Here is a 22,783-nt window from a genome sequence, read left to right on the forward strand (position 1 = left end):
ACCAGGTTTTTTACGTGAGTTTCAATATTTCATGTTTTGATAGTCAACCTATTTAAATACTACCCATGTCAGAAAACTATCGTTTTGAAACCCTACAAGTCCATGCTGGACAGGAACCTGCTCCGGGAACTAATGCCCGCGCTGTACCAATTTATCAAACCACTTCCTACGTTTTTGATGATGCTGAACATGGAGCGCGGTTGTTTGCTCTCCAAGAGTTCGGTAACATTTATACCCGCATCATGAATCCGACAACGGATGTATTTGAAAAAAGAATTGCGGCTTTAGAAGGGGGTGTGGCAGCTTTAGCTACTTCCAGCGGTCAAGCAGCGCAATTTTTAGCAATAAGTACGATCGCACAAGCAGGAGATAATATTGTTTCTACCAGTTTCCTCTATGGGGGAACTTATAACCAATTCAAAGTTTCCCTACCACGATTGGGGATAAATGTCAAATTTGTGGAGGGAGATGATCCAGAAAATTTCCGTCAGGCAATTGATGAAAACACCAAAGCCCTGTACGTTGAAACTATTGGTAATCCCCAATTTAACATCCCAGATTTTGCTGCTTTAGCCCACATTGCCCACGAAAATGGCATACCTTTAATTGTAGATAATACCTTTGGTGCAGGTGGATATTTAGCACGACCAATTGAACATGGTGCAGATATTGTCGTTGAATCTGCAACCAAGTGGATTGGTGGTCATGGTACATCAATTGGCGGCGTAATAGTTGATTCTGGTAAATTTGACTGGGGTAACGGCAAATTTCCCCTGTTTACTGAGCCTTCCCCCGGTTATCATGGATTGAATTTTCAAGAAGTATTTGGGAAAGGCAGTCAATTTGGTAACATTGCCTTTATTATTCGCGCCAGAGTCGAAGGATTACGAGATTTGGGCGCATCATTAAGTCCATTTAACGCTTTTCTGTTATTGCAAGGATTAGAAACCCTCTCCCTGCGTGTAGATCGCCATGTCAGCAATGCTTTAGAATTGGCTAAATGGTTAGAACAACAAGAGCAGGTAGCATGGGTTAATTATCCAGGACTTCCCAATCATCCATATCATAAACGAGCTAAAAAATATCTCCGACATGGTTTTGGAGGAGTTCTTAATTTTGGCATCAAAGGTGGATTAGAAGCAGGTAAAGCTTTCATTAGTAATGTGAAATTAGCTAGTCATTTAGCAAATGTTGGTGATGCAAAAACCCTTGTTATTCATCCTGCTTCCACAACTCATCAACAGCTAAGTGATAGTGAACAAATTTCGGCTGGTGTAACACCAGATTTAGTGCGGGTATCTGTGGGAATTGAACATATTGACGATATTAAGGAGGACTTTGAACAAGCATTTGGAAACTAAAGTAAAGCGATTAGAAATCGCAGCTACACAGACGAAACCCACCTTCGTGGGTTAAAAACCTTAATTTTCATGAGTCCACGAAGGTGGACTTTGCTTGTGTAGACGCGATTTCTAATCGCCGAATACTTTATAAATCATCTCTTATGAAATATTTAGACTTCTTTTCATCAAAAACCCAGTTTTACCAATTATCAGTACCATTTTCATTAGAATCTGGTGAAGTATTAATTGATGTTCAGGTTGCTTATCGCACTTGGGGAAAATTAAACGCAAACGGCGATAATGGAGTCTTAATTTGTCATGCTCTCACTGGTTCTGCTGACGCTGATGATTGGTGGGAAGATTTGTTTGGTTCAGGGAAAGTTTTTGATTCTGACCAGGATTTTATTGTGTGCAGCAACATTTTAGGAAGTTGTTACGGTACAACTGGAGCAACTTCTATTAACCCAAAAACAGGAAAGGTTTATGGTACATATTTTCCTAGAATTACAATTCGGGATATGGTTCATCTTCAAGCTGCACTATTAGAATATCTGGAAGTTAAATCTCTACGGTTAGCAATTGGTGGTTCGCTGGGTGGAATGCAGGTTTTAGAATGGGCTTTATTATATCCAGAAAAGGTGAGAGCGATCGCACCAATGGCTGCACCTGGAAGACATTCAGCATGGTCTATTGGCTTGAGTGAAGCCCAAAGACAGACAATTTATATAGATCCAAATTGGCAAGGTGGGAACTATACAAGTGATGCACCACCAGTCCAAGGACTAGCGGTAGCAAGAATGATAGCAATGATTACCTATCGTTATTGGGAGAGTTTTACAAATCGTTTTGGCAGACAGCAGGATGAATCTAATCAGTTTGCTATAGCCAGTTATTTACAATATCAAGGTCAAAAACTAATAGAACGTTTTGATGCTAATACTTATATTACATTAACTCATGCAATGGATAGTCATGATGTTAGTTGGAACAGAAAAGATTATCAATCAGTTTTGCAAAGTATTAAACAACCAACTTTAATTATCTCCATTGATTCTGATGTTCTTTATCCTCCAGTAGAACAACAAGAATTAGTAGATTTAATTCCTAATGCTCAACTGGGGTTGCTTAAATCAACTCACGGACATGATGCTTTTTTAATTGATATGGAAGCATTAAATGAAATCCTAGTCTCTTTTAGGAAAGAACTAGATGATGTGAATAAGAGTAAATATTCTTGAAGTTTACCGTAGATGTACAAATTTGCTGCTGCTTGGGAACAAGAAACAATAGTATTTGGTGCTTCTCGTCCTGGATATGCTGATCATCAGGTGTATGATTGGATTGAGTTTATGAAATCCCAAAACATTCAGCGAGTTTGTTGTTTACTTAGTGAAAAACAACTAGCTAATTATGCCCATCTTTTAGATACATATCAGCAAGAATTTGGTAATCAACAAGTTTGTTGGACACCAATTGAGGATTTTCATTTATCTGATTTAGAAACACTCACACAAAAAATATTGCCTTTTTTAATCACAGCAAATCAACAAAAAGAAAAAGTAGTTGTGCATTGTGCTGGTGGAATTGGCCGGACTGGACATATATTAGCGGCTTGGTTAGTTAGTGTGCGGGGATTTTCTAACAAAGATGCAATTTCTGCTGTTATAAGAACAGGGAGAAATCCTCATGAAGCTGTAATGTTAAGTAAAAATCCGTTACAAGTTGCACAGGAATTAAATGTGCTGCTGAATAATTGTCGTCTAGCATTCTTAACTAATTGATGAATATTGCATTTGCATGAAAAATCAGCAATTCTTACACACTTTACCTTTGATAAAATAGGTAATTATCAAAATCATTGTAAAATTGCAAACGAGCAGTTCCCACAACTAAATTATTCGTTTTCTCACCAGAGGAAATAACATGAACTCGAAATAGATAAATACCTTCGCTGCTGGGATTATAAAAAGGTTTTAAACCGATAGTAATTGTTTGATTTGCAGAAACTGGTTTATCAAAAGTAGCAATGATAGTTTGTGGTTGAGTTGAACTCTTTGTTAGGGTAATACCTAGCTTTTCTTTTTCTCCACTTGCTTCTATGAAAGCAAAACTGTCTTTCTGATTGAATTTAATATTTTCTACACCTTCTATTTGTGTTAAAACAACCTGTTGCAGTTGCCAATTAGCTAGAGATTCTGGTAATTTGATTGTGAAATAATAAGTTGCGTCCCAAGAACCTGTTTGATTATAGGTTGTTTTGGCAGTTAACAATGGTTTTGGTGGTATCCCGTAGGTAGTAGGTACAGATAATAAAAAGATTCCTGTACTAATAGCTAGAGTTTTACAAAGAGTTTTAAAGTTGTTCATGTTTTTAGGATTTGATATTTTAAATAGGTTTTTTATTGCATTACACCCTTTCAGTTTAGCAAGTGGAACTTATTAATGATTACAATACTGTTTGGTTAAGAGTTTTTGTAGGTTGGGTTAAGCGACAGCGCAACCCAACAAACGTCCGTAAATGTTGGGTTTCCTAACGTCAAACGCCATTCGCCACAAGCCGGGAAACCCGTCCAAGGCGATGGCTCCCCGACCTACCTGATTTAATGTTTTTAGATTATGACAAGTATAGGTTGTTTAAAAAATGGTTCTAATTGCATAATTAACTCCCTAATAATCCAAATGAATTAGATTGAGTGTTGGGTTAACCAAGCTTCTAAATCAGCAACACTAGAAAAGTCTAATAACGCCTCTCCTAAGTTTTCTAACTGTTCAATTGATAATCCTGTAATTCGCTCGATTAATAACGCATCAATTTCACCAATCCGGCGATGTAGTAGACGCAATATTAAGCCTTTTTCTCCTTCTTGTCTTCCTTCTTCTTTAGCTTGTTCTCTATTTCTTTGATAAAGTGGTTCTAGTCGCATAATTAACTCCCTATCATCTGTTTCTAGTTCTTGATTTACTCTCAAATTTTCGCGCAGGTTGTAAACTAATTCCAGGGTGGCTTTTTGGTAAGGGTGATCTAATGGTAACGCTTGCAACTCGATAATTGCTTGTGATTGTACGCTTCCCCTACCCAAAAGCCTCAACCATAAAGTATCCGGTGTTTGTGGTAGTTGGTGTATCGCCACAATTGCGGTTCGCAAGGCATCTGCTAAAAAATGTACTCCCGATAACCAATCTTCTTTTTGGATAGTTCCAAAGCTAGATAAACGAGTTTCAGATATGGTGGGGGTTAAAATCCACAATTTAGGAATTTCTGACTCCTGAAGTTTGATTTTATTGGCTTTGGCTTCTCGTCGCAATAAAGCCTTGATTTCTAATAACTTGAGAATACAGTCGCAGATTTCATCACTAGAAGCTGGATTGCGGTATGGTTCTATTATTGCAGGATTTTCGGCAAGTCTTCCTAGTAACCCCAGTATTTGTAATTTAGAAGTTTGTTGTTTAGCAGGTGTGAATAAAACATCAATTTCTTTAATTTCTCCTGAGACTTTTTCTGATGCTTTGACTTCTCCGTAATCTTTTAATAATTCTTCTAGATAGTCTTTGGCGAATTTATCATGTATAAACCTAGTCATTAAATTTTAATTTTGAGTAAAATCTGGGAAATAATTTAAACTTCTATTATATAGCATTTAGCAATTGATTATTCACAAATTCTAAAACCTGCTTTATCTTCTGACAATACTAAGCAATAATTTTTCTCCATATAGAAGAGTTGTTTTGTCTATATCCATACTTTTTTTACCTGATTAAGAGTTATGAAAATAACTTTTTAAATCTGTATTAAATATTCTCTTGATTGTATCAAAAATTACCTCTATTATTGTTTATTAAGCCTTAATTTTTATAATACAGCACTTTGCTCAACTATCTGGTACAAAATGAAATCCTATAACCCTTGTCCCATAAACCTTTTGGATATTGAGGTGTGGTACTTTAAAAAGAAAAGTGCTGTATATCTTTATTTATTCTCCACAACTCAAATAGGTTTTTAACTTTTACCATTTCTACAGGGTTAAATACAAAGCTATCATTAGCTCTATCAATCTTATCTTGAATAAAACTTCCAATTCCCAAATCATCTATTTTGTCTAGTTTATCTAAATTATTTTTAAGATAATTTTCAAATTCCTCTTGCTCTGTATCATTTTTGTATAATATAAATACAGCTTCACTGTATCGGCTCTGGAAGTTAAAATTACCATCTGTCATGAAATTTAAAAATGCTCCTTCCCTACTTTGAATTACATAATATATATAATAAACCTCGCGTCCTGATACTTCAATATAGCCCTTACTAGGAACTGCTAATTCAATCCTCATTTCATCGCAGTACATATAATGCAAAGTAAACAATGTTGTTGTTAGGTACTTAAATTTTGCTTTTCCTATAAATGAACTTTCATTAATGTAGAAATAACTAAATATGTCTCTAAATTCTTCTACTTTTTCAAAATCTATTTGATATTCAGGGTTGTATTTATGATAAGCATAGTCCTTGTTTCCTATATCCTTGTCCCATTCTTTTGGCTTTCTCAATAGGTCAACAATTCTATCGCTGGGTTGAACATCTAACCCAAAGCGTTCTCTCCACATCAGTTCAATCATTCTGATGTCAGCACCTTTATCTATAGGTGTATTTGTATCAATATTTCTTGTATAAATGTTATTTGCTTTTATTAGCTTGTCGCGATCTCTGTAATCTTCCCTTAAATAATAAGGTTTTAACGGTCTATCAAAAATTATTAAGACATCTATTTCATACTTTTCTAATTTAATGATTCTTAATTCTATTTCTGGTCTTATGTCACCAGCAAATGGCTTTGATCGGAGAAAATCGATCAAGTCAGTCTGTGATTTCCTATTTCCTTGATCAACTCCTTTTATTTCACAGTTAGTGTGAGGATCGCTCACTCCAAAGATTAGGTACTTATTTCCCTTATACAAAGAATTAGCGAGACAAAGAATATCGTGCAGTAGTGAAGCTTTATTGTCATGATATTTTTCTTTGAAATCCCAATACTGACCTTCTCGCTTTGTAGCTACTAACTGCTTTATTTCTGATTCTATATCCATTATCAAACTCCTTTATCTGTAATTTAAAGGGCTAAAATCTATCCACAATATATAGTATAGCGATCGCTCCATTTAAACGAATATACGTTGAAAGTACAATAAAATTATCCTTCATTGAAACCCCATCATGGTTATCCCCGAACTCGAACAACAACTCCTTCAGCTTTCGCATGACGATAAACTGTATATTATTCAACTCCTTGCCCAAAGCCTAACTACAGGCAATAACAACTCAGCACAACCTACTAAAATCTCAGAATTTTTCCGTCAATCCCCCTTGGCTGAACTCAGTCAAGAACTCGACTTGAACCGAGATCACAACAGTCTACCGCGCGATACATTCACTCCATGACCCTTCTTTACTCGTAACGAAAAAGATTTTGCTGGTACTGGAGTTGTCATCGTTAATCCTTGGTCTTGACTTTTAGCAGAAATATGTCAAACTAATATTTAGATACTCTAATTATTTGAATAAGGAAGTAAGTCCTACTCGTGACGAAACTTACGGGAAGAATAGAATCTGCGGAAATACCTGCACAAGTTCCAAAGTCGGTAATATTGCAAACCTTGGAACTGACGCGCCGCTTTGAAAAATCTACAGCCGTTGATGCTTTGAATATCTCCGTTGCATCTGGAGAAGTTTTTGGTTTACTCGGTCCCAACGGTGCGGGAAAAAGTACAGTAATTAAGATGTTAACAACCTTGCTACCAGTCAGTAGCGGCAAAGCATACTTAGCCGGTTATGATGTGACTCGTCAACCTGATGCAGTCAGAAGAGTAATAGGTTATGTACCCCAGGCTTTATCAGCCGATGGGAGTTTGACAGGTTATGAAAATCTGTTAATATTCTCTAAATTGTATGATATTCCCCCTCGACGCAGAAAACAGCAAATCGCCCAAGTGCTGGAATTCATGGGTTTAGAGGATGTAGCACATCGCTTAGTGAGAACCTTTTCTGGGGGAATGATTCGCAAACTAGAAATTGCTCAAGCTATCTTACATCAACCCCAAATTTTATTTCTAGATGAGCCAACAGTCGGATTAGATCCAGTCGCTAGAACCCAAGTATGGCAACTTGTACAGCAACTCCGTAGAGAGTACGGTACAACCATCTTTTTAACTACCCACTTTTTAGAAGAAGCGGATAATCTTTGCAATCGAGTCGTGATTATGAACCAGGGTAAAGAAATTATCACTGGTTCACCCGCAGACTTAAAAGCCGCTATCGGCAACCCAGACGCAACTTTAGATGATGTCTTCATCCACTACGCAGGAAATCAATTAGTATCAGGAGTCAGTTACAGTGAAACTGCAAGAACCAGACGTACCTCTCAACGGTTGGGTTGAACCTAGATATAATCGCTCCAAAGGGATTTTTTCTGGCATCAAAGAACTATTTACCAAAACCCTGGTAATTACTGAGTTGGAAGTGCGGAAACTCCGCCATGATCCTAGTGATTTAGTGATTCGGGCTGTGCAACCGGCTTTATGGCTGCTGATATTTGGGCAAGTATTTACTCGGACTCGCGCTATTCCCACAGGTAATTTACCTTACTTGGATTTTATGACTCCCGGTATTCTGGCTCAGAGTGCGCTGTTTGTTGCTATTTTTGCTGGGGGAATGACATTAATTTGGGAACGGGATTTAGGGATTTTGCAGAAATTCTTAGTTGCACCCATACCTCGTGCAGCGATTGTTTTAGGTAAAGCTTTTGCGGCTGGGATTCGTTGTTTTTCCCAAGTGGTGTTTATTTACCTTTTAGCGTTTTTGTTGGGTGTACATCTCAATCTCAATCCTTTGGCTTTCTTACAAGTTGTCCTAGTCATATTTTTGGGAGCAGCTTGTTTTTGCACTTTTTCACTCATCATTGGTTGTTTGGTGAAATCGCGGGAAAGGTTTACGGGAATTGGGCAATTAATCACCATGCCGTTGTTTTTTGCCAGTAATGCCATCTATCCTATTTCATTGATGCCGAGTTGGTTAAAGGTCATTTCTCACTTGAATCCTTTAACTTATGAGGTGGATGCTTTACGCGGTGCAATGCTGGCAAATGGCTCAAGTATTTATGGGTTTGGGTTAGATTGTACAATTCTCTTGCTAACATTAATAGGTTTAACCTACATCTGTGGCCGACTTTATCCACAGGTGGCAATGTAATCTGGAGAAAAACGGTCTTATGAGTTTGGATAAACCCTCTGAAGAATGTGCTGCTAGGGTGATGGAAACAGTTCCCCTATTGATGCGGTTTATCCGAGCCGAAATGCGATCGCACAGTTCTGACTCTTTATCCATACCACAATTGCGATCGCTCGCTTTTCTGAATCGCAATCCCGGTGCTTCCTTGTCTGAGGTCGCAGATCATTTAGGTGTCACCTGTGCTACAGCATCAACAACTATAGAAAAATTAGTCCAACGCAATCTGGTGCAACGGACAGATAATCCTCAAGAACGACGACGAGTAGTCCTGAATTTGACGAGAGAGGGAAAGCTGCTTTTAGAGCAATCCCAGGAAAAAACTCGCGGGGAAATTGCGGAGATTCTAGAGAGTTTGACACCAGAGCAAGTATCACATATTGAATCGGGCCTGACTCTACTAAAAAATGTCTTCGAGCAAACAGAAACCAACTCACCATAACGATAAGGCTGCACAACACGATCCTTTGGCAGCCATGAGATTTCGAGATTATCGGCTATTTACCATTGGGCGTGTAGTCCTCTTCACAGGAGGACAAATGCAGACCGTCGCGCTGGGCTGGGAGCTATATGAGCGGACAAACTCACCGATGGCCTTAGGTGGAATCGGGCTGGCGCAAGTTTTACCAATGATTGCCCTAACTTTGATTACAGGACATATTGCTGATAAAAGCGATCGCAAAAAGATTACTTTATTTGCAATGCTGCTATTAATGTTTTGTTCTCTCACATTAGCGGCTATTTCCTATTATCAAGGTGCAGTTTTTCTAATTTATGCTTGCTTATTATTAACAGGTGTAGCCAGGGCATTTCTCAAACCTGCCGGTGATGCGCTAATGTGGCAGTTAATACCAATGAGTGCGTTTACTAATGCAGCAACTTGGAATAGTAGTAGCTTTCAATTAGCGTCGGTAATTGGGCCAGCTTTGGGGGGATTGAGTATTGCTCTTTTTAAGAGTGCTACGGGAGTATATATATTAGCAGCCTTAGCAGCACTATCATGTTTTTTCCTCACCGCAGCTATCAAACCCCAAAAAACCAACTTTAAAAAAGAACCAATATCCCTCAAAACCCTAGCTGCTGGTGCTGAATTTGTTTGGAATAATCAACTCATTCTCGCAGCTATCACCCTCGATTTATTTGCAGTTTTGCTGGGTGGTGCAGTGGCATTATTACCCGTCTTTGCTAAAGATATTCTGCACGTCGGGCCTGTGGAATTGGGTTATTTACAAGCAGCCCCATCCATAGGTGCATTGATTATGGCAGCATTGTTAGTATATTTGCCACCTATCCGCAAAGCCGGGCCAGCATTACTTTGGTCGGTTGTCGGGTTTGGGATTGTGACAATTATTTTTGGGTTATCTCGTTGGGTATGGTTGTCGTTGTTGATGTTGGCATTAAGTGGGGCATTAGACAGCATTAGCGTGGTGATTCGTCATACTTTGGTGCAAATTCGCACTCCTGACCATTTACGAGGTCGAGTTGCGGCTATCAATAGTGTATTTATCAGTGCGTCTAATGAATTGGGGGGTTTTGAATCTGGTTTGACTGCGGCTTTATTTGGGCCAGTGTTGTCTGTCGTTGGTGGAGGAATAGGGACGATTTTGGTGGTAGTTGCAACAGCGGCGATTTGGCCGGAGATTCGCAAGTTGGGAGCGTTGCATGAGGATTTATAAAAGAAATAGTCTCACGCAAAGGCGCAAAGGAAAAAATGCGTTAATATCGTAATATCTATGTAGGAAATATAATTAGGGATCAGTATGTCGGCTAAAGATGTCTTTCATGAAGTTGTCAAAAAAGCTCTACAGAAGGACGGTTGGCAGATTACTCACGATCCCCTATCAATTAGCGTAGGCGGGGTAAATCTGTCTATTGATTTAGCCGCTGAAAAATTGATTGCGGCAGAAAAAGAAGGAGAAAAAATTGCGGTTGAAATCAAAAGTTTTTTGGAGAGATCGTCTGCAATTTCGGAATTTCATACAGCATTAGGACAGTTTATTAATTATAGAGGTGCATTAAAGAGACGACAGCCAGATCGTGTTTTGTATTTAGCTGTACCTTTAACAACTTATAAGACATTTTTTAATCTTGATTTTCCTAGAGATATGATTGAAGAAAATCAAGTCAAAATGATTATTTATGATGTGGAGCAAGAGGTGATTGCAGAATGGATAAACTAACTAGATATCGCCAGCTTGTACAGCAAATTTTACAAGAATATAGCAAAGAAAAACCTGCTAACGGGAATATAGAAGTTGAGACAATTTTTGATACACAACGTGACCATTACCAAATAGTTCATGTAGGTTGGGAAGGTCAAGAATGGATACATAGTTGTATTATTCATATTGATATTAAAGGTGGAAAAATTTGGCTGCAATGGAATGGGACTGAAGATGATATTGCAGAGAATTTAGTTGCTGTGGGAGTTCCAAAGGAGGATATTGTATTGGGGTTTCAGTCTCCTTTTATGAGGAAGTTTACAGAATATGCTATTGGCTAGGGTGTTTTGGAGCTATCAATAATGGTGTAGGTTAATGTATTTATTAAGTAATAAGAGGGTAAAATAGTAAAAAACACACAATATTAGTTTTATTTTTTCGGCGCAAATATGCATGAATATACGGTCATTGGTCATGATAGAAAGAAAGTGTATTACACCTTAGCATTTTTAAGTGGATTATTAAGTCCTTATATAAGTAATTTGATTACGAAAGTATCAAATATAACTGATTTAAACCTGTTAGCACCATCCGGTTTAGCTATATTTGGTCTGCTTTTTCTCCTATTTGATAATGTCCTATGGAAGTGGAATCTGTTTTACAAGACTGGATTTATTAAAATCCCAAATCTAAGCGGAAAGTGGAACGGTTACATTATCAGTTCTAAGCAGCCACAACAACAAGTTCCAGCTACAATTACAATATACCAGACTTATTCTAATATTCGCATCCGATTAGAAACTCAATATGCTAGAAGTTTGTCACTTATGGCAGCTTTCGATATGGTTGATCCTTCTTGTTTCAATCTAAGCTATGAGTATCTCTCTGAATACAGATCACCTCAAGGAGAGATTTACAGACACTACGGTGTAACGCGTTTATCTCTCAAAAGTTACGATGATGATAAATTTGATAGGGAACAAAAAGGTTTTTATTATACAGAAAAGAGTCGAGATGCTTTTGGTGAAATCATTGTTGAGAAAAAAGTTAACCGGAAGTAATATAGAGGAGCTTAAATATGGATCACGAAATTGAAAATATAGTCAATATTTGTTTGAAAAAATTAGGACATGAAAAATTCAAACTAGAGATTGAAAGAATATTGTTAATAAATGAGGAAGAAGATGTTTTAACTATCATAGTTAATGAAGGTATTCATCCCAATTCTCCTGTTCATGAACGTGGTCAAATATATGTGGCTTCAAGAGGAAATATTGATTTTAGTTCTAAGAACAATGTGGAAAAAGAGTTTCAAAGCATATTAATTGGATTAGCAAAAAAACTTAAATCAAAACCTTGGAAAAAAGTTTACATAGTTCCATTTGGTCCCGCGGTATTATCAATGCAAATCAAACTACTTGTTTATAGAATTTTATATATTGAAACAATAGATTTTCTGTATGCTGGGCATGGCACATATTATGAATTAGATATAGATTTAAGAACTATCGCAGCAGAGTCATAAGCACTATGCTGGCTCTAGTACAGATGGACAAATCTAAAAACAATACAAAAAGCTTTTTATAAAATTTTTGAATTTTGCATAATAGGTATTCCCTCTCTTTTTTAATCAGTGAAGATGCACGTTATTAGTTTTAAAATATTAAGAGAATATGCAGAAAATCACGCTGATTGTGAGGAAGCACTGAACAACTGGTATAAAATCGCTAGTAAAGCTAAATGGTCAAATTTGGTTGCAGTACAGCAGGTTTTTCCTAAAGCTGAGGCTGTAGGCAATTTTACAGTTTTCAACATTAAAGGTAATAAATACCGTTTAATTGTTAGTATAGACTATGAAGGTCAATTAATTTATATTAAATATATCCTCACCCACGCGGAATACGATAAGGACAATTGGAAAAATGACCCTTACTTTTAATCCTGACAAATACAAAGAACTATTAACAGCTTATCTTCCCAAAGTTATCAGGACTGAAGCAGAAAACGAACAAGCTTTAGCCATTGTCGAAGATTTAATGCACCGAAAACGCAGTCCAGAAGAAAATGAACTCTACCAATTATTAATTACTTTAATTGAAAAATTTGAACAAGAATATTATCAGCCTAATCAGCAAAATAATCCTCAATCTATGCTGTTATTTCTTTTGGAACAATCTGATAGAACTAAAGCCGATTTACAAACTGTTTTAGGTTCAGCAACTTTGGTTGATGATCTTTTAAATGGCAATCAGAAAATAAATCCAGAATTAACCCAGAAATTGGCAAACTTTTTTCATGTAGAAGCAAGTATATTTCATGAATAGGATTATTCTGTAGAGACGTTCCCTAAAACATCTCTACATTAACAATCTTCTCCAAAAAAATCCTAATCCCTTCCCAGCGTAAGATTACATATCTTCTTCCTTCTTCCTTCGCGTCCTTTGCGTCTTTGCGGTTCATTTAATCCAGATTCTTTATAGAGGGAAGGGAGTAACTACCCAACCGCCACCGGAACTTTATAATAAACCGGCTCATTCCCTACTTTCCATTTGATATTGCACCCAATACTCGGCTTTTGCTCCCAAGTAATTACCTCATCAGCTAAAACATAATTAATCGCTTTCCGCAAATCTTGTCCAGTTACAGGTAAACCATTTTTCGGACGACTATCATCTAATTGTCCCCGATAAGCCAGCTTTCTGTTTCTATCAAATACAAAAAAGTCTGGAGTACAAGCAGCAAAAAAATCTTTAGCCGCTTTTTGACTTTCATCATAAAGTAAAGGATAGGATAAATCTATTTCTTGAGCAAAATCTTTAAGTAATTCTGGTGCATCATCAGAATGAGTATTAATATCATTAGAACTAATTGCTAAAATACCCACATTTCTATTTTTGTAATCTTGTCCTAATTTTACTAATTCAAATTTGATATGTTGCACAAAAGGACAATGACGACTCAGAAAGATAACTACTAAAGCTTTTTTATCAGCAAAATTTGTCAATGAAATCGTTTTCCCTGAAACCACATCTGGGAGAGAAAAATTAGGTGCTAAAGTCCCCAAAGGTAACATTGTCGAAGGTGTTAAAACCATAAAATCCAACTCCTTAAATTATCAAATTCATGATCAAAGTGGTGCATTACCTTTTGCGGTAACACACCCTACAATTAGCCTGTGATTAAGCTGCTACAAGATTGGGAATATATGCGGAAGAATCTCCTTTAATGGCTTGACTATACTTACCGTCAATACCTAAAGGAAGATCACCAGCAATGGTTACACGCTGTACCCGACGGGCTTGATCTCCATAATCTGCGATCGCATAATGTTGAGTAGCGCGGTTATCCCAAAACGCCACATCCCCAACCTGCCAACGCCAACGCACTGTATTCTCAGGTCGTGTAACATAAGATTGCAATAGTCGAATAATCTCCCCTGATTCAGTTGGAGATAAACCCCGAATTTGACGCACAAAACCACCAATAAACAAACCTTTTTCCCCAGATTCAGGGTGAATTCTCACCACTGGATGCAAAGTTTCATACACCGTTGAAGTAAACACATCTCGGTAAGTTTTCACTTCTTCGGGTATATCAAAGGCTGTCGCATAATCATAAGCATTACTATGTACAGCCCAAAGTTTATCCGCTAAATTACGCAAATGCTCCGGTAAATCCTGGTATGCAGTCACCGAATTTGCCCAAATGGTATCCCCTCCCGCTGGAGGAATTACCAATGCTCTCAAGACCGAGCCAAGGGGCGGACGATCTACAAATGTAACATCAGTGTGCCAGTTATTCGCACGGGCAACAGTGCGGCTGTAATCTAAATCCAATACTTCTGGATGTCTAGGAAGTGATGGAACTGTGGGATGTGCAGTAGTGATTTCACCAAAACGACGCGCAAAATTTACTTGTCCATCAGCATCTAGTTCTTGTCCACGGAAGAAAATGACTTTATATTCAACTAGAGCTTTTCTAATTTCGCTGATGATTTCATCACTGAGGTTTTCAGCTAGATTAACACCTTTAATTTTTGCACCGATGCGGCCAGCAATTGGTTTGACTTCTATGTTTTGATAACTCATAAATCTGTGTTCTCAATTTAGTAATAGTTAAATGCAGCGTTTGACTAAGCAGCGACAGGAACAGGAGCAGCAAATTTAGCATATCGCTCAATATAGAACTCTTTCGAGTGCGCGATCGCCTGAACAGATGGACGTTCTTTGAGCGCGTGTTTCCACTGTTTCAAACGAGAGAATTCAGCAGGGATACCAAAGCCACGATAATCTTTAAGAGCGCCCCATCTTTCAAACCAAGGGAAAAAGGTAAAATCAACTAAACTGATAGATTCACTAAACCAGTAGGGACCATCTCCCGAAAGTTTTCCTAAACCTTCATTTTCAATAAATTCTAGATGTTTGTAGAGTTCTTGTTTGGCTTCTTCTTGTTTTTGGAAATCTGGACTGCGTAATAGAGTAGAAAAAGCAGGAACTAATCTCGTATTAGCAAAATCTATCCAAATCCGAGCCTGAGCTTTTGCAATGGGGTTGCTAGGTAAAAGGGGTGGGTTAGGAAATACTTCATCCAGATATTCATTAATAACTGCTGATTCCCAAACTCGATTTTCTCCATGAGTAATTGCAGGTACTTTTCCATAGGGAGAAACTTTTGTAAAACCTTCTGGTTTATTCTGCAAATCAATTTCAATCAAATCAAAATCAATACCCTTTTCTTGAAGTACCAAGCGAGTACGGTGAGCATAAGGACAAACAACCGCACTATAAATCTTAATGTCAGCCATATTTAAATTCCTTAGTAAATTAGGATTTGTGCTTGGGTATGGGGAATTTGTTTATATCAAAAACCCAACTATTAAATAGTCAGTAGCTAATTGATTTACGCTCACTAACTTTCACCCCTTCATGACTTACGCAGATGGCATTTGTAGGGTGAGTCAGACTTCATAAATCCTGTAAATAAACGGATATTTGTATCTGACGCACCGCACCATAAAACAATCTAAAATAGATGTTTGGTGTGACACTTGCATAAGTCCTACCCTTAACTCCATAGTTACTTCCAATATCGAAACCAGCGCAGACATAACTATTGTCAGTTATCTGTACATCACCCTTGACGGGTTTGAATAATTTATGGACGGCTTGAGACAAAATAGAAACCACAGTTTGTTGACCGAGTTACTGGTGATTATTTTAGTAGTATTACATGACCAGAAAGAAAATTCAAGTGGTTTGACAAGAAAATATGTGCCTACCTAAACTTACGACTGACTAATGATTAGCATAACTAAGTAATCGTTAAGTTATACTTGAGAGCAAGAGTGAAATCAAGAATTATGAATAAAAATACCGAGATTACTGGGTTTCATGCACATATTTATTTTGATACCGTCAGTCGTGAAGCTGCTGCTCGTGTAAGAGAAGGTTTAAGTGCTAAATTTGATGTAAGATTGGGACGTTGGCATGAACAGCCTATAGGGCCACACCCAAAATCAATGTATCAAGTAGCATTTTTACCACATCAGTTTGGTGAAGTTGTGCCTTGGTTAATGGTTAATCGTGAAGGTTTAGATGTTTTAGTTCACCCAGAAACGGGAGATGATATCAAAGATCATACAGATAATTCTCTGTGGCTAGGAGAAAAACTACGGTTAAATATTGAGTTCCTACAAAGGTTAAAAACTATTTAAACTTACCAAAATGCTTTCTCACACAATCCTTTTTGACCTGGATGGAACTCTAACTGATCCTAAACCTGGAATTACTGGCTGTATTCAGTATGCTTTATCGGAACTTGGTTATAAACCACCAGATGCTAATGAATTGCTTTGGTGTATTGGCCCACCACTGAAAAGCAGTTTTTCCCAGTTATTGCAAACTTCTGATGACACATTGCTGGAGGAGGCAATTTTACTCTATCGTAGTCGCTTTTCTACGATTGGGTTATTTGAAAACTCCCTTTATCCGCAAATTCCTGAAACCCTACAAATTATTCGTGCTGCTGGTTATCAGACTTTTGTAGCGACTTCTAAACCTCAAATTTATGCTACACGCATTATTGAATATTTTGATTTAGCACCTTTGTTTGATGGTGTTTATGGTAGTGAGTTGGATGGGAATAGAAGTGTGAAAAGTGATTTAATTTCCTACATTGTAGAGAGGGAAAGCCTTTTAGCATCTGCTGTCGTTATGGTAGGCGATCGCTCTCATGATATCATCGGAGCTAAGAAAAATAATATTGCTGCAATTGGTGTGACTTATGGCTATGGAAGTAGGGAGGAATTGGAAACTCACAACGCTGATTTAATTGCTGATTGTCCAAAGGAAATTCCTACATTATTGCCTTTGATTTGATTAAGATAGCAAATTTAAACCTATTTAGTAATACAAGAAATGAAAACAATACAACGATTAAGGAACTCTTACTAATTCAGCAATTTGATTACTCAATCGTATAAAGTCTTTAGCATTCAAAGTAACTATCTGATCAATATTATGTTTAATGGCAATTTGAGCAATTAAAGCATCATAAATTACACCACCCATAATGTTTAACTTCACCATTTGTTCAACGACTTGTTGATAATCTTCTGTAGTTAGAGGAATAATTTCAAAATGCTGTAAGCTAGTATCAATCAGTTGTTTAGTGATTCGAGGAGATATAGCAATCCTAAATCATTCATGAGAAAACACCATACTCATAAAGTTTTGGAAAGTCAAAAATTTGACAATGAATGGATAACTCAAATAACGCCTTGACTACAGTAAAAGAATGACAGAAAAAATAAAACTCTCTAATTAATCGTTTTGCTTGTAGCCAAATATCTTCTACAGGATTCTGTTGTGGTGCATTCGGGGCAAATCTCAAGCAGGTAATCCACCATTGTTCTTTTTCAAGTTCACGATTTAATGAATCTAGATAATCTTGAATTTCTTGTGAACGATGATAACTTGCACCATCCCAAATTATTAAAAGTTTGGCTCCAGGTCGCTGTTTTTGAAGATATTCTAAAAAATTAATTGTGTTTTTAGAGTCACCTTTTTCAGCTTTATACGTGAGAAATTCTTTGGTTTTATAATCCAATGCACCGAAATATGTTTGTTTATCACGAGCATTTACTACTGGTATTGTTACTCGTTCACTAGTTTTCCCCCAAACATACCCTATTATATCCCCCCAAAGTAAATGACATTCATCTACCATGAACACAACTAGGTCTCCTGTCTCTATTTGAGACCGTCGCGTCTCCAACAACTCACAAATCTCTTTTTTTTTTGAATCTACTAATTCTTGGTTATATTTTGGATTATTTGCTTGAGTTTTCTTCCAACTAATACTGGCAGCATCAAATAAATCGTAGTAACTTTGTTTTGAGGAGAATGTTACTCCATATTCTGAGGCAATATAGTACTCTAATTCATTTAAAGTCCATCTGTCTTTGGTTTGCAACCATTCCATTACCTCGGCACGTTGAAGCTCATCTAGAAAACCTTTACTTCCTTTATGCCCTAGTTTTAACCCTTCCAGCCCCAGTTTAAAAAATGCTTTTTTATAGGTACTAATGAAGCCAGATGAGACACCTAATATTGGCATTATCTCTTCATGCTTGTATCCACATAACAGCATTTTTACTGCTGTAGCTCGCTTGATTTCACGTGGCTCTTTATTATTTTTGATAAAATCTTCTAATAATTGTATCCACATCACCACACCTGCACCTTGGTTTCAAACGTTACTTTTAAGCTCTCTCCGTATTTTCTCATGAATGATTCCGGATTGCTATAGACGAGGTTTAATAGGAAGACTGGTTAAAACTCGATAAAGTTCTGCTAATGTTCTAGTACAAATTATTCCTTTGTTCTAGTACAAATTATTCCTTGAATTGCTTGTGTTTGTACTTGTTGTAGCCAAGGTAAACATTTTTGATGATCTGGATGTTCTAACCATAACCCTGCTACAATCACAGAAGTATCAAATAATACTTTTATCATCTAATTTTTTAGTATCGTAATTTCTCAATCAGTGTATTAATATCTTCATCAGTAGTTAAAGTAGCAGAAAAAGTTAATATACCGTCTTGCTCTAATAGTTCGACATCTTCCGTAAGGGGTGTTAGAATTAGCCTTCCTGCTTCTATTTTTAAGGATAATTTAGACTCTTCATCTAGTCTTAATTGTTTTCTTAAATTTTCAGGAAGAGTGATTTCTCCATTTTTATTGACTGTTATAACTTCCATTGTTTTGTTTGATTTTTTTGCTTATTCTAATTATACAATAAATTTATATTATGCCATCATTAGTGCCTATATCTTGGATTGTAGCAAATTTATAGTAGATATCATAAATCCAAAAAATCGAATTAATAAGTTTATTAGCGTTTTAATTGTAATATCCTCAACTAAAGTGCGATGCCTACGCTCTCATGATATCATCGGAGCTAAGAAAAATAATATAGCTTCCATTGGTGTGACTTATGGCTATGGAAGCAGGGAAGAGTTGGAAACTCACAACGCTGATTTAATTGCTGATTGTCCAAAGGAAATTCCTACATTACTACCTTTGATTTAGTTAATATAACAAATTTAAACCTGTTCAGTGCATTGCATTTTGAATGGGTTAACGATACAAACAGGTTTAAGCTTAGACTAGTAAGATTTAACAGGAGTAACTTAAATGGCTGAGAAAAATGAGGAAATCGGAGATATTTTGAATGAAATTCATGAATTTATGGTTGATTTTACTCAAAGCAGATTTTTACCACAACTAGAGCTTTTCTTATCTTGTTTACGTGCATCACTAGCAAAGTCCTATGAGTTTTTACAGTTTGTTTACGATAACAGGGAATCTGAAACTTACTTTTTCTCTATTAGTACGTTGAGAGGAATTACTGAAGATTTAATTGTTTTGGAATTTATTTCAAAATTGGAGTATGAAACACGTGAACGTCTTTTGTTCTGTCTTCAGCAAATTGAACAAGTTGGAAGAATTAAAAAACAACAGACTTTTTTTAATAAATACAGATTGTTTCAACCTGTAATTCAATGGAATGAAGATGGTGATCCCTCATTTAAGATATTGAAAGATGAAGTACGAACAATTTGGCGTGAAAATGGATGGCCAAATTTCAACGGTAAAAACGACATTCCTCCGGCTCGGCAGCTTGCAGAAAAGTTGGCACCGGATGTTCTAGATTTGCTGTATGACTTTATTTATAGTCTTACGTCAAGTACCGTTCACTTTAGCGCACAGACATTATTAAGATTAGGTTGGGGAAATTTAGAAGATAAGGTTGCCTTTTCAGTTAAGCACTTGCCGTTGTACTACACCAAGTTTTGTAAAATTTATGGATCGCTCCTTTTTTGCCTATATTTTGAGCTTTTTGAACAGTATATTAACCCAAATTTAGTAGTAGAAACTGCCATCACAAAAATTCGTGAATCCATTCTGTCAGACAATCGTTGGACTGAAATGATCACGTTTGAAGAAATGAACATGAACGTTCCACAGTTCTATCGTGAACAACCAATTTTGTATGTAGCACTGCACTTTTCTATTATTGAGAAATTCAAGCATGGTTTTATTCAGAATTCATCGCAGCCAAATAACACTAGTGCAGCAGAATAACCGGACTAATCTTTGCTTAGTTTACAGTCTCTTGCAGTCGCTCAATTTTGCCTTTATCTGTTGAGAATTTTTTCCTTTGCAGCAAAGCTATAATTTTGTCAAGGACAAAGAAGTAAAAACTATTTATGTCAAGAAGTATCTAATACAGATTTATTCACTTAAATACTCCTCTCTGCGTTCCTGAATAAGTTCATCTACCAAGTTTCTATCAGGTGATTTATCTTTTAATAAACCTCTTAATTTTTTAACTTGTTGTTTGAGACTGACCAATTGAAGTTTTTCATTATCTTCCAGAGTTAAAATTAATCTATCTCCAGATTCTAAATTAAGTCTTTGTTGGATTTCTGGGGGTAAAGTTAAACGTCCTTCCGGTTCAATATCAAGTGTATAGTGTTGAGGAATTGATGAATTAGCAAGTGTCATAGCTTGATATTTCCTTCTTTTATACCTATTTCTAGGTTAGCAAAAGTCTAAGTCTTCGTAAGTTAGCAAAATTATTTTCATTTATTTACTACCTGTATTCTGGAGCTTGCATACTTATATTCTAAGTTACTTCGTTTCACTCAGTAATCAAATATAAGTACATTTATTCTATATGTTGTATCCAAATTGGGCGATCGCCTACTCTGCACACTCCAAAGCCATCAAATACTTTGAATATCTAACAATTAGTCACTAACAAATTTAGTTAATCAATTTTTTCTTAAAAGGTACTTGCTTTTTTAGGAGAGTTATGAGATTCTACTATTAATCTACAATAAACCAGTCGAGATACAGTAGTTTTATTGGCAACGCACCACTAACGCTAATGCCTACAACTATGGCTAAGGAGTTGAAAAAGCTTTCCCAACAAATATGGGGTAGTCACATTGATATATATGACAACTGCCAGACCAGAAAATCATTATCATCCTATATTCATTTGTAAAAAATATTACTTGGAGTCTAATATGAGCAAACAACAAAAACAACTAAGACTAGGTGCATTTTTACCCGGTGCAGGTCAGCACGTTGCAGCTTGGCGACATCCCCAAGCACAGAGTCATGGCGCTCTCAACTTTGAGCATTATAAACAAATAGCCCAGACAGCCGAGCGTGGTAAATTCGACGCATTTTTTCTTGCCGACGGTTTAGCCTTACAACATCGTCCCGGTGCAGAAGGACGGACAGCTTTTGGTGGTGACTTTGAACCTGTTACCCTCTTTTCAGCCTTGTCTGCGGTAACAGAAAAGATTGGTTTTATTGCCACTGCCTCTACCACTTATGAAGACCCGTATATTCTGGCACGTAAATTTGCTTCCTTAGATCATATTTCTGGAGGACGCGCCGGCTGGAATGTGGTGACAACCGGTAGTAGTGAAGCTGCTGGGAATTTCGGTTTAGAAGCCCATCCTATTCATGCAGAACGGTACATCCGCGCCCATGAATTTATTGATGTAGTCAAAGGTTTATGGGATAGTTGGGAAGATGATGCTTTTGTCCGTGATAAAGAAACAGCTTTTTACTACGACCCCAACAAAATACATCAACTTAACCATAAAGGCAGATTTTTCTCCGTGCGCGGACCATTGAACATTGCCCGTCCACCCCAAGGTTATCCTGTAATCGTGCAAGCAGGTTCTTCAGAAGATGGTAAAGAACTTGCTGGTAAAACAGCCGAAGTTATATTTACTGCTCAACAAACTCTAGAAGATGCTCAAGCCTTCTATGCAGATGTTAAAGGTAGATTAGCAAAATATGGACGCACACCAGACCAACTCAAGGTTATGCCCGGTGTATTTCCCGTAGTTGGTATCACAGAAACAGAAGCAAAAGCCAAGTATCAAGAACTACAAGATTTAATTCATCCCCAGGTTGGTTTGGCTTTATTACAAGGACTCATAGGTACGGATCTTTCCGCCTATCCTCTGGATGGACCACTACCAGATTTACCCGAAACCAACGATAACAAAAGCCGCCAAGCATTATTAATTGATATTGCTCGCAAACACAATTTTACCATTCGGGAGCTTTATCAATGGATTGCGGGAGCGCGTGGTCATTGGACAATTATCGGTACACCAGTGCAAATTGCAGATCAACTAGAAAGCTGGTTTGTCAATGATGCTGCTGACGGCTTCAATATTATGCCTCCTTATCTTCCTGGTGGACTAGATGATTTTGTTGACTTGGTAATTCCTGAACTACAACGGCGGGGATTGTTCCGCACTGAGTATGAAGGAACAACTCTGCGGGAAAATCTCGGTTTATCTCGTCCAGTTAATCAATATCAAAAGGTATTAGCAGCAGTTTAAATAAATTTTAGAACTTACGCAAAATCTCTCTCCAACCCTCATTCCTCTGCGTCCTCTGTGC

The 22,783-nt window shown here is 37.1% G+C and carries 31 protein-coding genes; 19 read left to right on the top strand and 12 right to left on the bottom strand.

What is annotated here, in order from left to right; translation table 11 throughout:
* The first annotated feature begins 65 nt into the window (after positions 1–65).
* From AC012T_RS26780 to AC012T_RS26790, 3 genes are all read left to right on the top strand, one after another.
* Positions 66–1,361, top strand: a complete 1,296-nt coding sequence (locus AC012T_RS26780; protein WP_487066914.1) for an O-acetylhomoserine aminocarboxypropyltransferase/cysteine synthase family protein — start codon at positions 66–68, stop codon at positions 1,359–1,361.
* Between the two features lie 143 nt (positions 1,362–1,504).
* Entirely contained in the window at positions 1,505–2,581 is a 1,077-nt protein-coding gene (gene metX / locus AC012T_RS26785; RefSeq protein ID WP_487066916.1) for a homoserine O-acetyltransferase MetX, read from the top strand.
* A gap of 12 nt (positions 2,582–2,593) precedes the next feature.
* Positions 2,594–3,124, top strand: a complete 531-nt coding sequence (locus AC012T_RS26790; protein WP_487066918.1) for a protein-tyrosine phosphatase family protein — start codon at positions 2,594–2,596, stop codon at positions 3,122–3,124.
* 43 nt (positions 3,125–3,167) lie between these two features.
* Here AC012T_RS26790 and AC012T_RS26795 read toward each other — a convergent pair whose 3' ends face one another.
* The 3 genes from AC012T_RS26795 to AC012T_RS26805 all read right to left on the bottom strand — a co-directional run bounded on the left by AC012T_RS26795 (position 3,168) and on the right by AC012T_RS26805 (position 6,425).
* Positions 3,168–3,710, bottom strand: coding sequence for a DUF2808 domain-containing protein (locus AC012T_RS26795; protein ID WP_487066920.1), 543 nt, complete (start codon positions 3,708–3,710; stop codon positions 3,168–3,170).
* 317 nt (positions 3,711–4,027) lie between these two features.
* Entirely contained in the window at positions 4,028–4,924 is an 897-nt protein-coding gene (locus AC012T_RS26800; protein WP_487066922.1) for a DUF4351 domain-containing protein, read from the bottom strand.
* 361 nt (positions 4,925–5,285) lie between these two features.
* Entirely contained in the window at positions 5,286–6,425 is a 1,140-nt protein-coding gene (locus AC012T_RS26805) for an AlbA family DNA-binding domain-containing protein (RefSeq protein ID WP_487066924.1), read from the bottom strand.
* Between the two features lie 127 nt (positions 6,426–6,552).
* Here AC012T_RS26805 and AC012T_RS26810 point away from each other — a divergent pair, with 127 nt between their 5' ends.
* The 11 genes from AC012T_RS26810 to AC012T_RS26860 all read left to right on the top strand — a co-directional run bounded on the left by AC012T_RS26810 (position 6,553) and on the right by AC012T_RS26860 (position 13,105).
* Positions 6,553–6,777 carry a hypothetical protein gene (locus tag AC012T_RS26810; protein ID WP_487066926.1) on the top strand — a complete coding sequence of 75 codons (225 nt, stop codon included), beginning with the start codon at positions 6,553–6,555 and terminating at the stop codon, positions 6,775–6,777.
* A gap of 140 nt (positions 6,778–6,917) precedes the next feature.
* Positions 6,918–7,772 (top strand): ATP-binding cassette domain-containing protein, encoded by an 855-nt coding sequence (locus AC012T_RS26815; RefSeq protein ID WP_487066928.1) that lies wholly within the window; start codon positions 6,918–6,920, stop codon positions 7,770–7,772.
* A complete protein-coding gene (locus tag AC012T_RS26820) occupies positions 7,729–8,583 on the top strand; it encodes an ABC transporter permease (protein WP_487066930.1) in 855 nt (284 codons plus the stop codon). The genes AC012T_RS26815 and AC012T_RS26820 overlap by 44 nt, the downstream gene beginning before the upstream one ends.
* A gap of 19 nt (positions 8,584–8,602) precedes the next feature.
* Entirely contained in the window at positions 8,603–9,061 is a 459-nt protein-coding gene (locus tag AC012T_RS26825; RefSeq protein WP_127056558.1) for a MarR family winged helix-turn-helix transcriptional regulator, read from the top strand.
* The gene (locus AC012T_RS26830) at positions 9,027–10,295 is read left to right on the top strand and encodes an MFS transporter (protein ID WP_487066932.1); all 1,269 of its coding nucleotides are present in this window, start codon (positions 9,027–9,029) and stop codon (positions 10,293–10,295) included. Before AC012T_RS26825 ends, AC012T_RS26830 begins: the two co-directional genes overlap by 35 nt.
* A gap of 84 nt (positions 10,296–10,379) precedes the next feature.
* A complete protein-coding gene (locus AC012T_RS26835; RefSeq protein ID WP_487066934.1) occupies positions 10,380–10,799 on the top strand; it encodes a XisH family protein in 420 nt (139 codons plus the stop codon).
* The gene (locus AC012T_RS26840) at positions 10,787–11,122 is read left to right on the top strand and encodes an element excision factor XisI family protein (RefSeq protein WP_487066936.1); all 336 of its coding nucleotides are present in this window, start codon (positions 10,787–10,789) and stop codon (positions 11,120–11,122) included. Before AC012T_RS26835 ends, AC012T_RS26840 begins: the two co-directional genes overlap by 13 nt.
* 108 nt (positions 11,123–11,230) lie before the next feature.
* Positions 11,231–11,842: a Cap15 family cyclic dinucleotide receptor domain-containing protein gene (locus AC012T_RS26845; RefSeq protein ID WP_487066938.1), complete on the top strand. Its 612-nt coding sequence runs from the start codon at positions 11,231–11,233 to the stop codon at positions 11,840–11,842.
* A 17-nt stretch (positions 11,843–11,859) separates the two neighbouring features.
* Positions 11,860–12,306, top strand: a complete 447-nt coding sequence (locus AC012T_RS26850; RefSeq protein ID WP_487066940.1) for a hypothetical protein — start codon at positions 11,860–11,862, stop codon at positions 12,304–12,306.
* A gap of 114 nt (positions 12,307–12,420) precedes the next feature.
* Entirely contained in the window at positions 12,421–12,720 is a 300-nt protein-coding gene (locus AC012T_RS26855) for a type II toxin-antitoxin system HigB family toxin (RefSeq protein ID WP_487066942.1), read from the top strand.
* Positions 12,704–13,105 (top strand): helix-turn-helix domain-containing protein, encoded by a 402-nt coding sequence (locus AC012T_RS26860; RefSeq protein ID WP_487066944.1) that lies wholly within the window; start codon positions 12,704–12,706, stop codon positions 13,103–13,105. Before AC012T_RS26855 ends, AC012T_RS26860 begins: the two co-directional genes overlap by 17 nt.
* A gap of 170 nt (positions 13,106–13,275) precedes the next feature.
* Here AC012T_RS26860 and AC012T_RS26865 read toward each other — a convergent pair whose 3' ends face one another.
* The 4 genes from AC012T_RS26865 to AC012T_RS26880 form a co-directional block, all read right to left on the bottom strand.
* Positions 13,276–13,875, bottom strand: a complete 600-nt coding sequence (locus AC012T_RS26865; protein WP_487066946.1) for a thioredoxin family protein — start codon at positions 13,873–13,875, stop codon at positions 13,276–13,278.
* Between the two features lie 85 nt (positions 13,876–13,960).
* On the bottom strand, positions 13,961–14,869 hold the full coding sequence (locus AC012T_RS26870; protein WP_487066948.1) for a TauD/TfdA dioxygenase family protein: 909 nt from the start codon (positions 14,867–14,869) through the stop codon (positions 13,961–13,963).
* Positions 14,870–14,913: 44 nt separating this feature from the next.
* The gene (locus tag AC012T_RS26875) at positions 14,914–15,585 is read right to left on the bottom strand and encodes a glutathione S-transferase family protein (protein WP_487066950.1); all 672 of its coding nucleotides are present in this window, start codon (positions 15,583–15,585) and stop codon (positions 14,914–14,916) included.
* A 160-nt stretch (positions 15,586–15,745) separates the two neighbouring features.
* Complete coding sequence (locus AC012T_RS26880) at positions 15,746–15,955, bottom strand: hypothetical protein (protein ID WP_487066952.1); 210 nt, start codon at positions 15,953–15,955, stop codon at positions 15,746–15,748.
* Positions 15,956–16,140: 185 nt separating this feature from the next.
* Between AC012T_RS26880 and AC012T_RS26885 the strand changes: the two genes are divergently transcribed.
* Together AC012T_RS26885 and AC012T_RS26890 are read left to right on the top strand one after the other, a co-directional pair.
* Complete coding sequence (locus tag AC012T_RS26885; RefSeq protein WP_487066954.1) at positions 16,141–16,494, top strand: DOPA 4,5-dioxygenase family protein; 354 nt, start codon at positions 16,141–16,143, stop codon at positions 16,492–16,494.
* A 10-nt stretch (positions 16,495–16,504) separates the two neighbouring features.
* Positions 16,505–17,158, top strand: coding sequence for an HAD family hydrolase (locus AC012T_RS26890; RefSeq protein WP_487066956.1), 654 nt, complete (start codon positions 16,505–16,507; stop codon positions 17,156–17,158).
* A 57-nt stretch (positions 17,159–17,215) separates the two neighbouring features.
* On the opposite strand, the gene AC012T_RS26895 is transcribed toward AC012T_RS26890, so the two are convergent.
* The 4 genes from AC012T_RS26895 to AC012T_RS26910 all read right to left on the bottom strand — a co-directional run bounded on the left by AC012T_RS26895 (position 17,216) and on the right by AC012T_RS26910 (position 19,041).
* The gene (locus AC012T_RS26895; protein ID WP_487067161.1) at positions 17,216–17,473 is read right to left on the bottom strand and encodes a type II toxin-antitoxin system VapC family toxin; all 258 of its coding nucleotides are present in this window, start codon (positions 17,471–17,473) and stop codon (positions 17,216–17,218) included.
* A 10-nt stretch (positions 17,474–17,483) separates the two neighbouring features.
* Positions 17,484–18,509 carry an IS630 family transposase gene (locus AC012T_RS26900; protein ID WP_487059962.1) on the bottom strand — a complete coding sequence of 342 codons (1,026 nt, stop codon included), beginning with the start codon at positions 18,507–18,509 and terminating at the stop codon, positions 17,484–17,486.
* Between the two features lie 143 nt (positions 18,510–18,652).
* Entirely contained in the window at positions 18,653–18,796 is a 144-nt protein-coding gene (locus AC012T_RS26905; protein ID WP_487066958.1) for a hypothetical protein, read from the bottom strand.
* A gap of 8 nt (positions 18,797–18,804) precedes the next feature.
* The gene (locus AC012T_RS26910; protein WP_487066960.1) at positions 18,805–19,041 is read right to left on the bottom strand and encodes an AbrB/MazE/SpoVT family DNA-binding domain-containing protein; all 237 of its coding nucleotides are present in this window, start codon (positions 19,039–19,041) and stop codon (positions 18,805–18,807) included.
* Between the two features lie 166 nt (positions 19,042–19,207).
* On the opposite strand from AC012T_RS26910, the gene AC012T_RS26915 reads away from it, so the two are divergent.
* Both AC012T_RS26915 and AC012T_RS26920 read left to right on the top strand, forming a co-directional pair.
* Positions 19,208–19,372, top strand: a complete 165-nt coding sequence (locus AC012T_RS26915) for a hypothetical protein (protein WP_487066962.1) — start codon at positions 19,208–19,210, stop codon at positions 19,370–19,372.
* A 105-nt stretch (positions 19,373–19,477) separates the two neighbouring features.
* Entirely contained in the window at positions 19,478–20,428 is a 951-nt protein-coding gene (locus tag AC012T_RS26920; RefSeq protein ID WP_487066964.1) for a DUF5677 domain-containing protein, read from the top strand.
* Positions 20,429–20,578: 150 nt separating this feature from the next.
* On the opposite strand, the gene AC012T_RS26925 is transcribed toward AC012T_RS26920, so the two are convergent.
* The gene (locus AC012T_RS26925) at positions 20,579–20,851 is read right to left on the bottom strand and encodes an AbrB/MazE/SpoVT family DNA-binding domain-containing protein (RefSeq protein WP_487066966.1); all 273 of its coding nucleotides are present in this window, start codon (positions 20,849–20,851) and stop codon (positions 20,579–20,581) included.
* Positions 20,852–21,378: 527 nt separating this feature from the next.
* On the opposite strand from AC012T_RS26925, the gene AC012T_RS26930 reads away from it, so the two are divergent.
* A complete protein-coding gene (locus AC012T_RS26930) occupies positions 21,379–22,722 on the top strand; it encodes an LLM class flavin-dependent oxidoreductase (RefSeq protein ID WP_487066968.1) in 1,344 nt (447 codons plus the stop codon).
* Positions 22,723–22,783 lie beyond the last annotated feature (61 nt).

The sequence above is a fragment of the Anabaena sp. EIM26 genome (genome assembly GCF_057568715.1).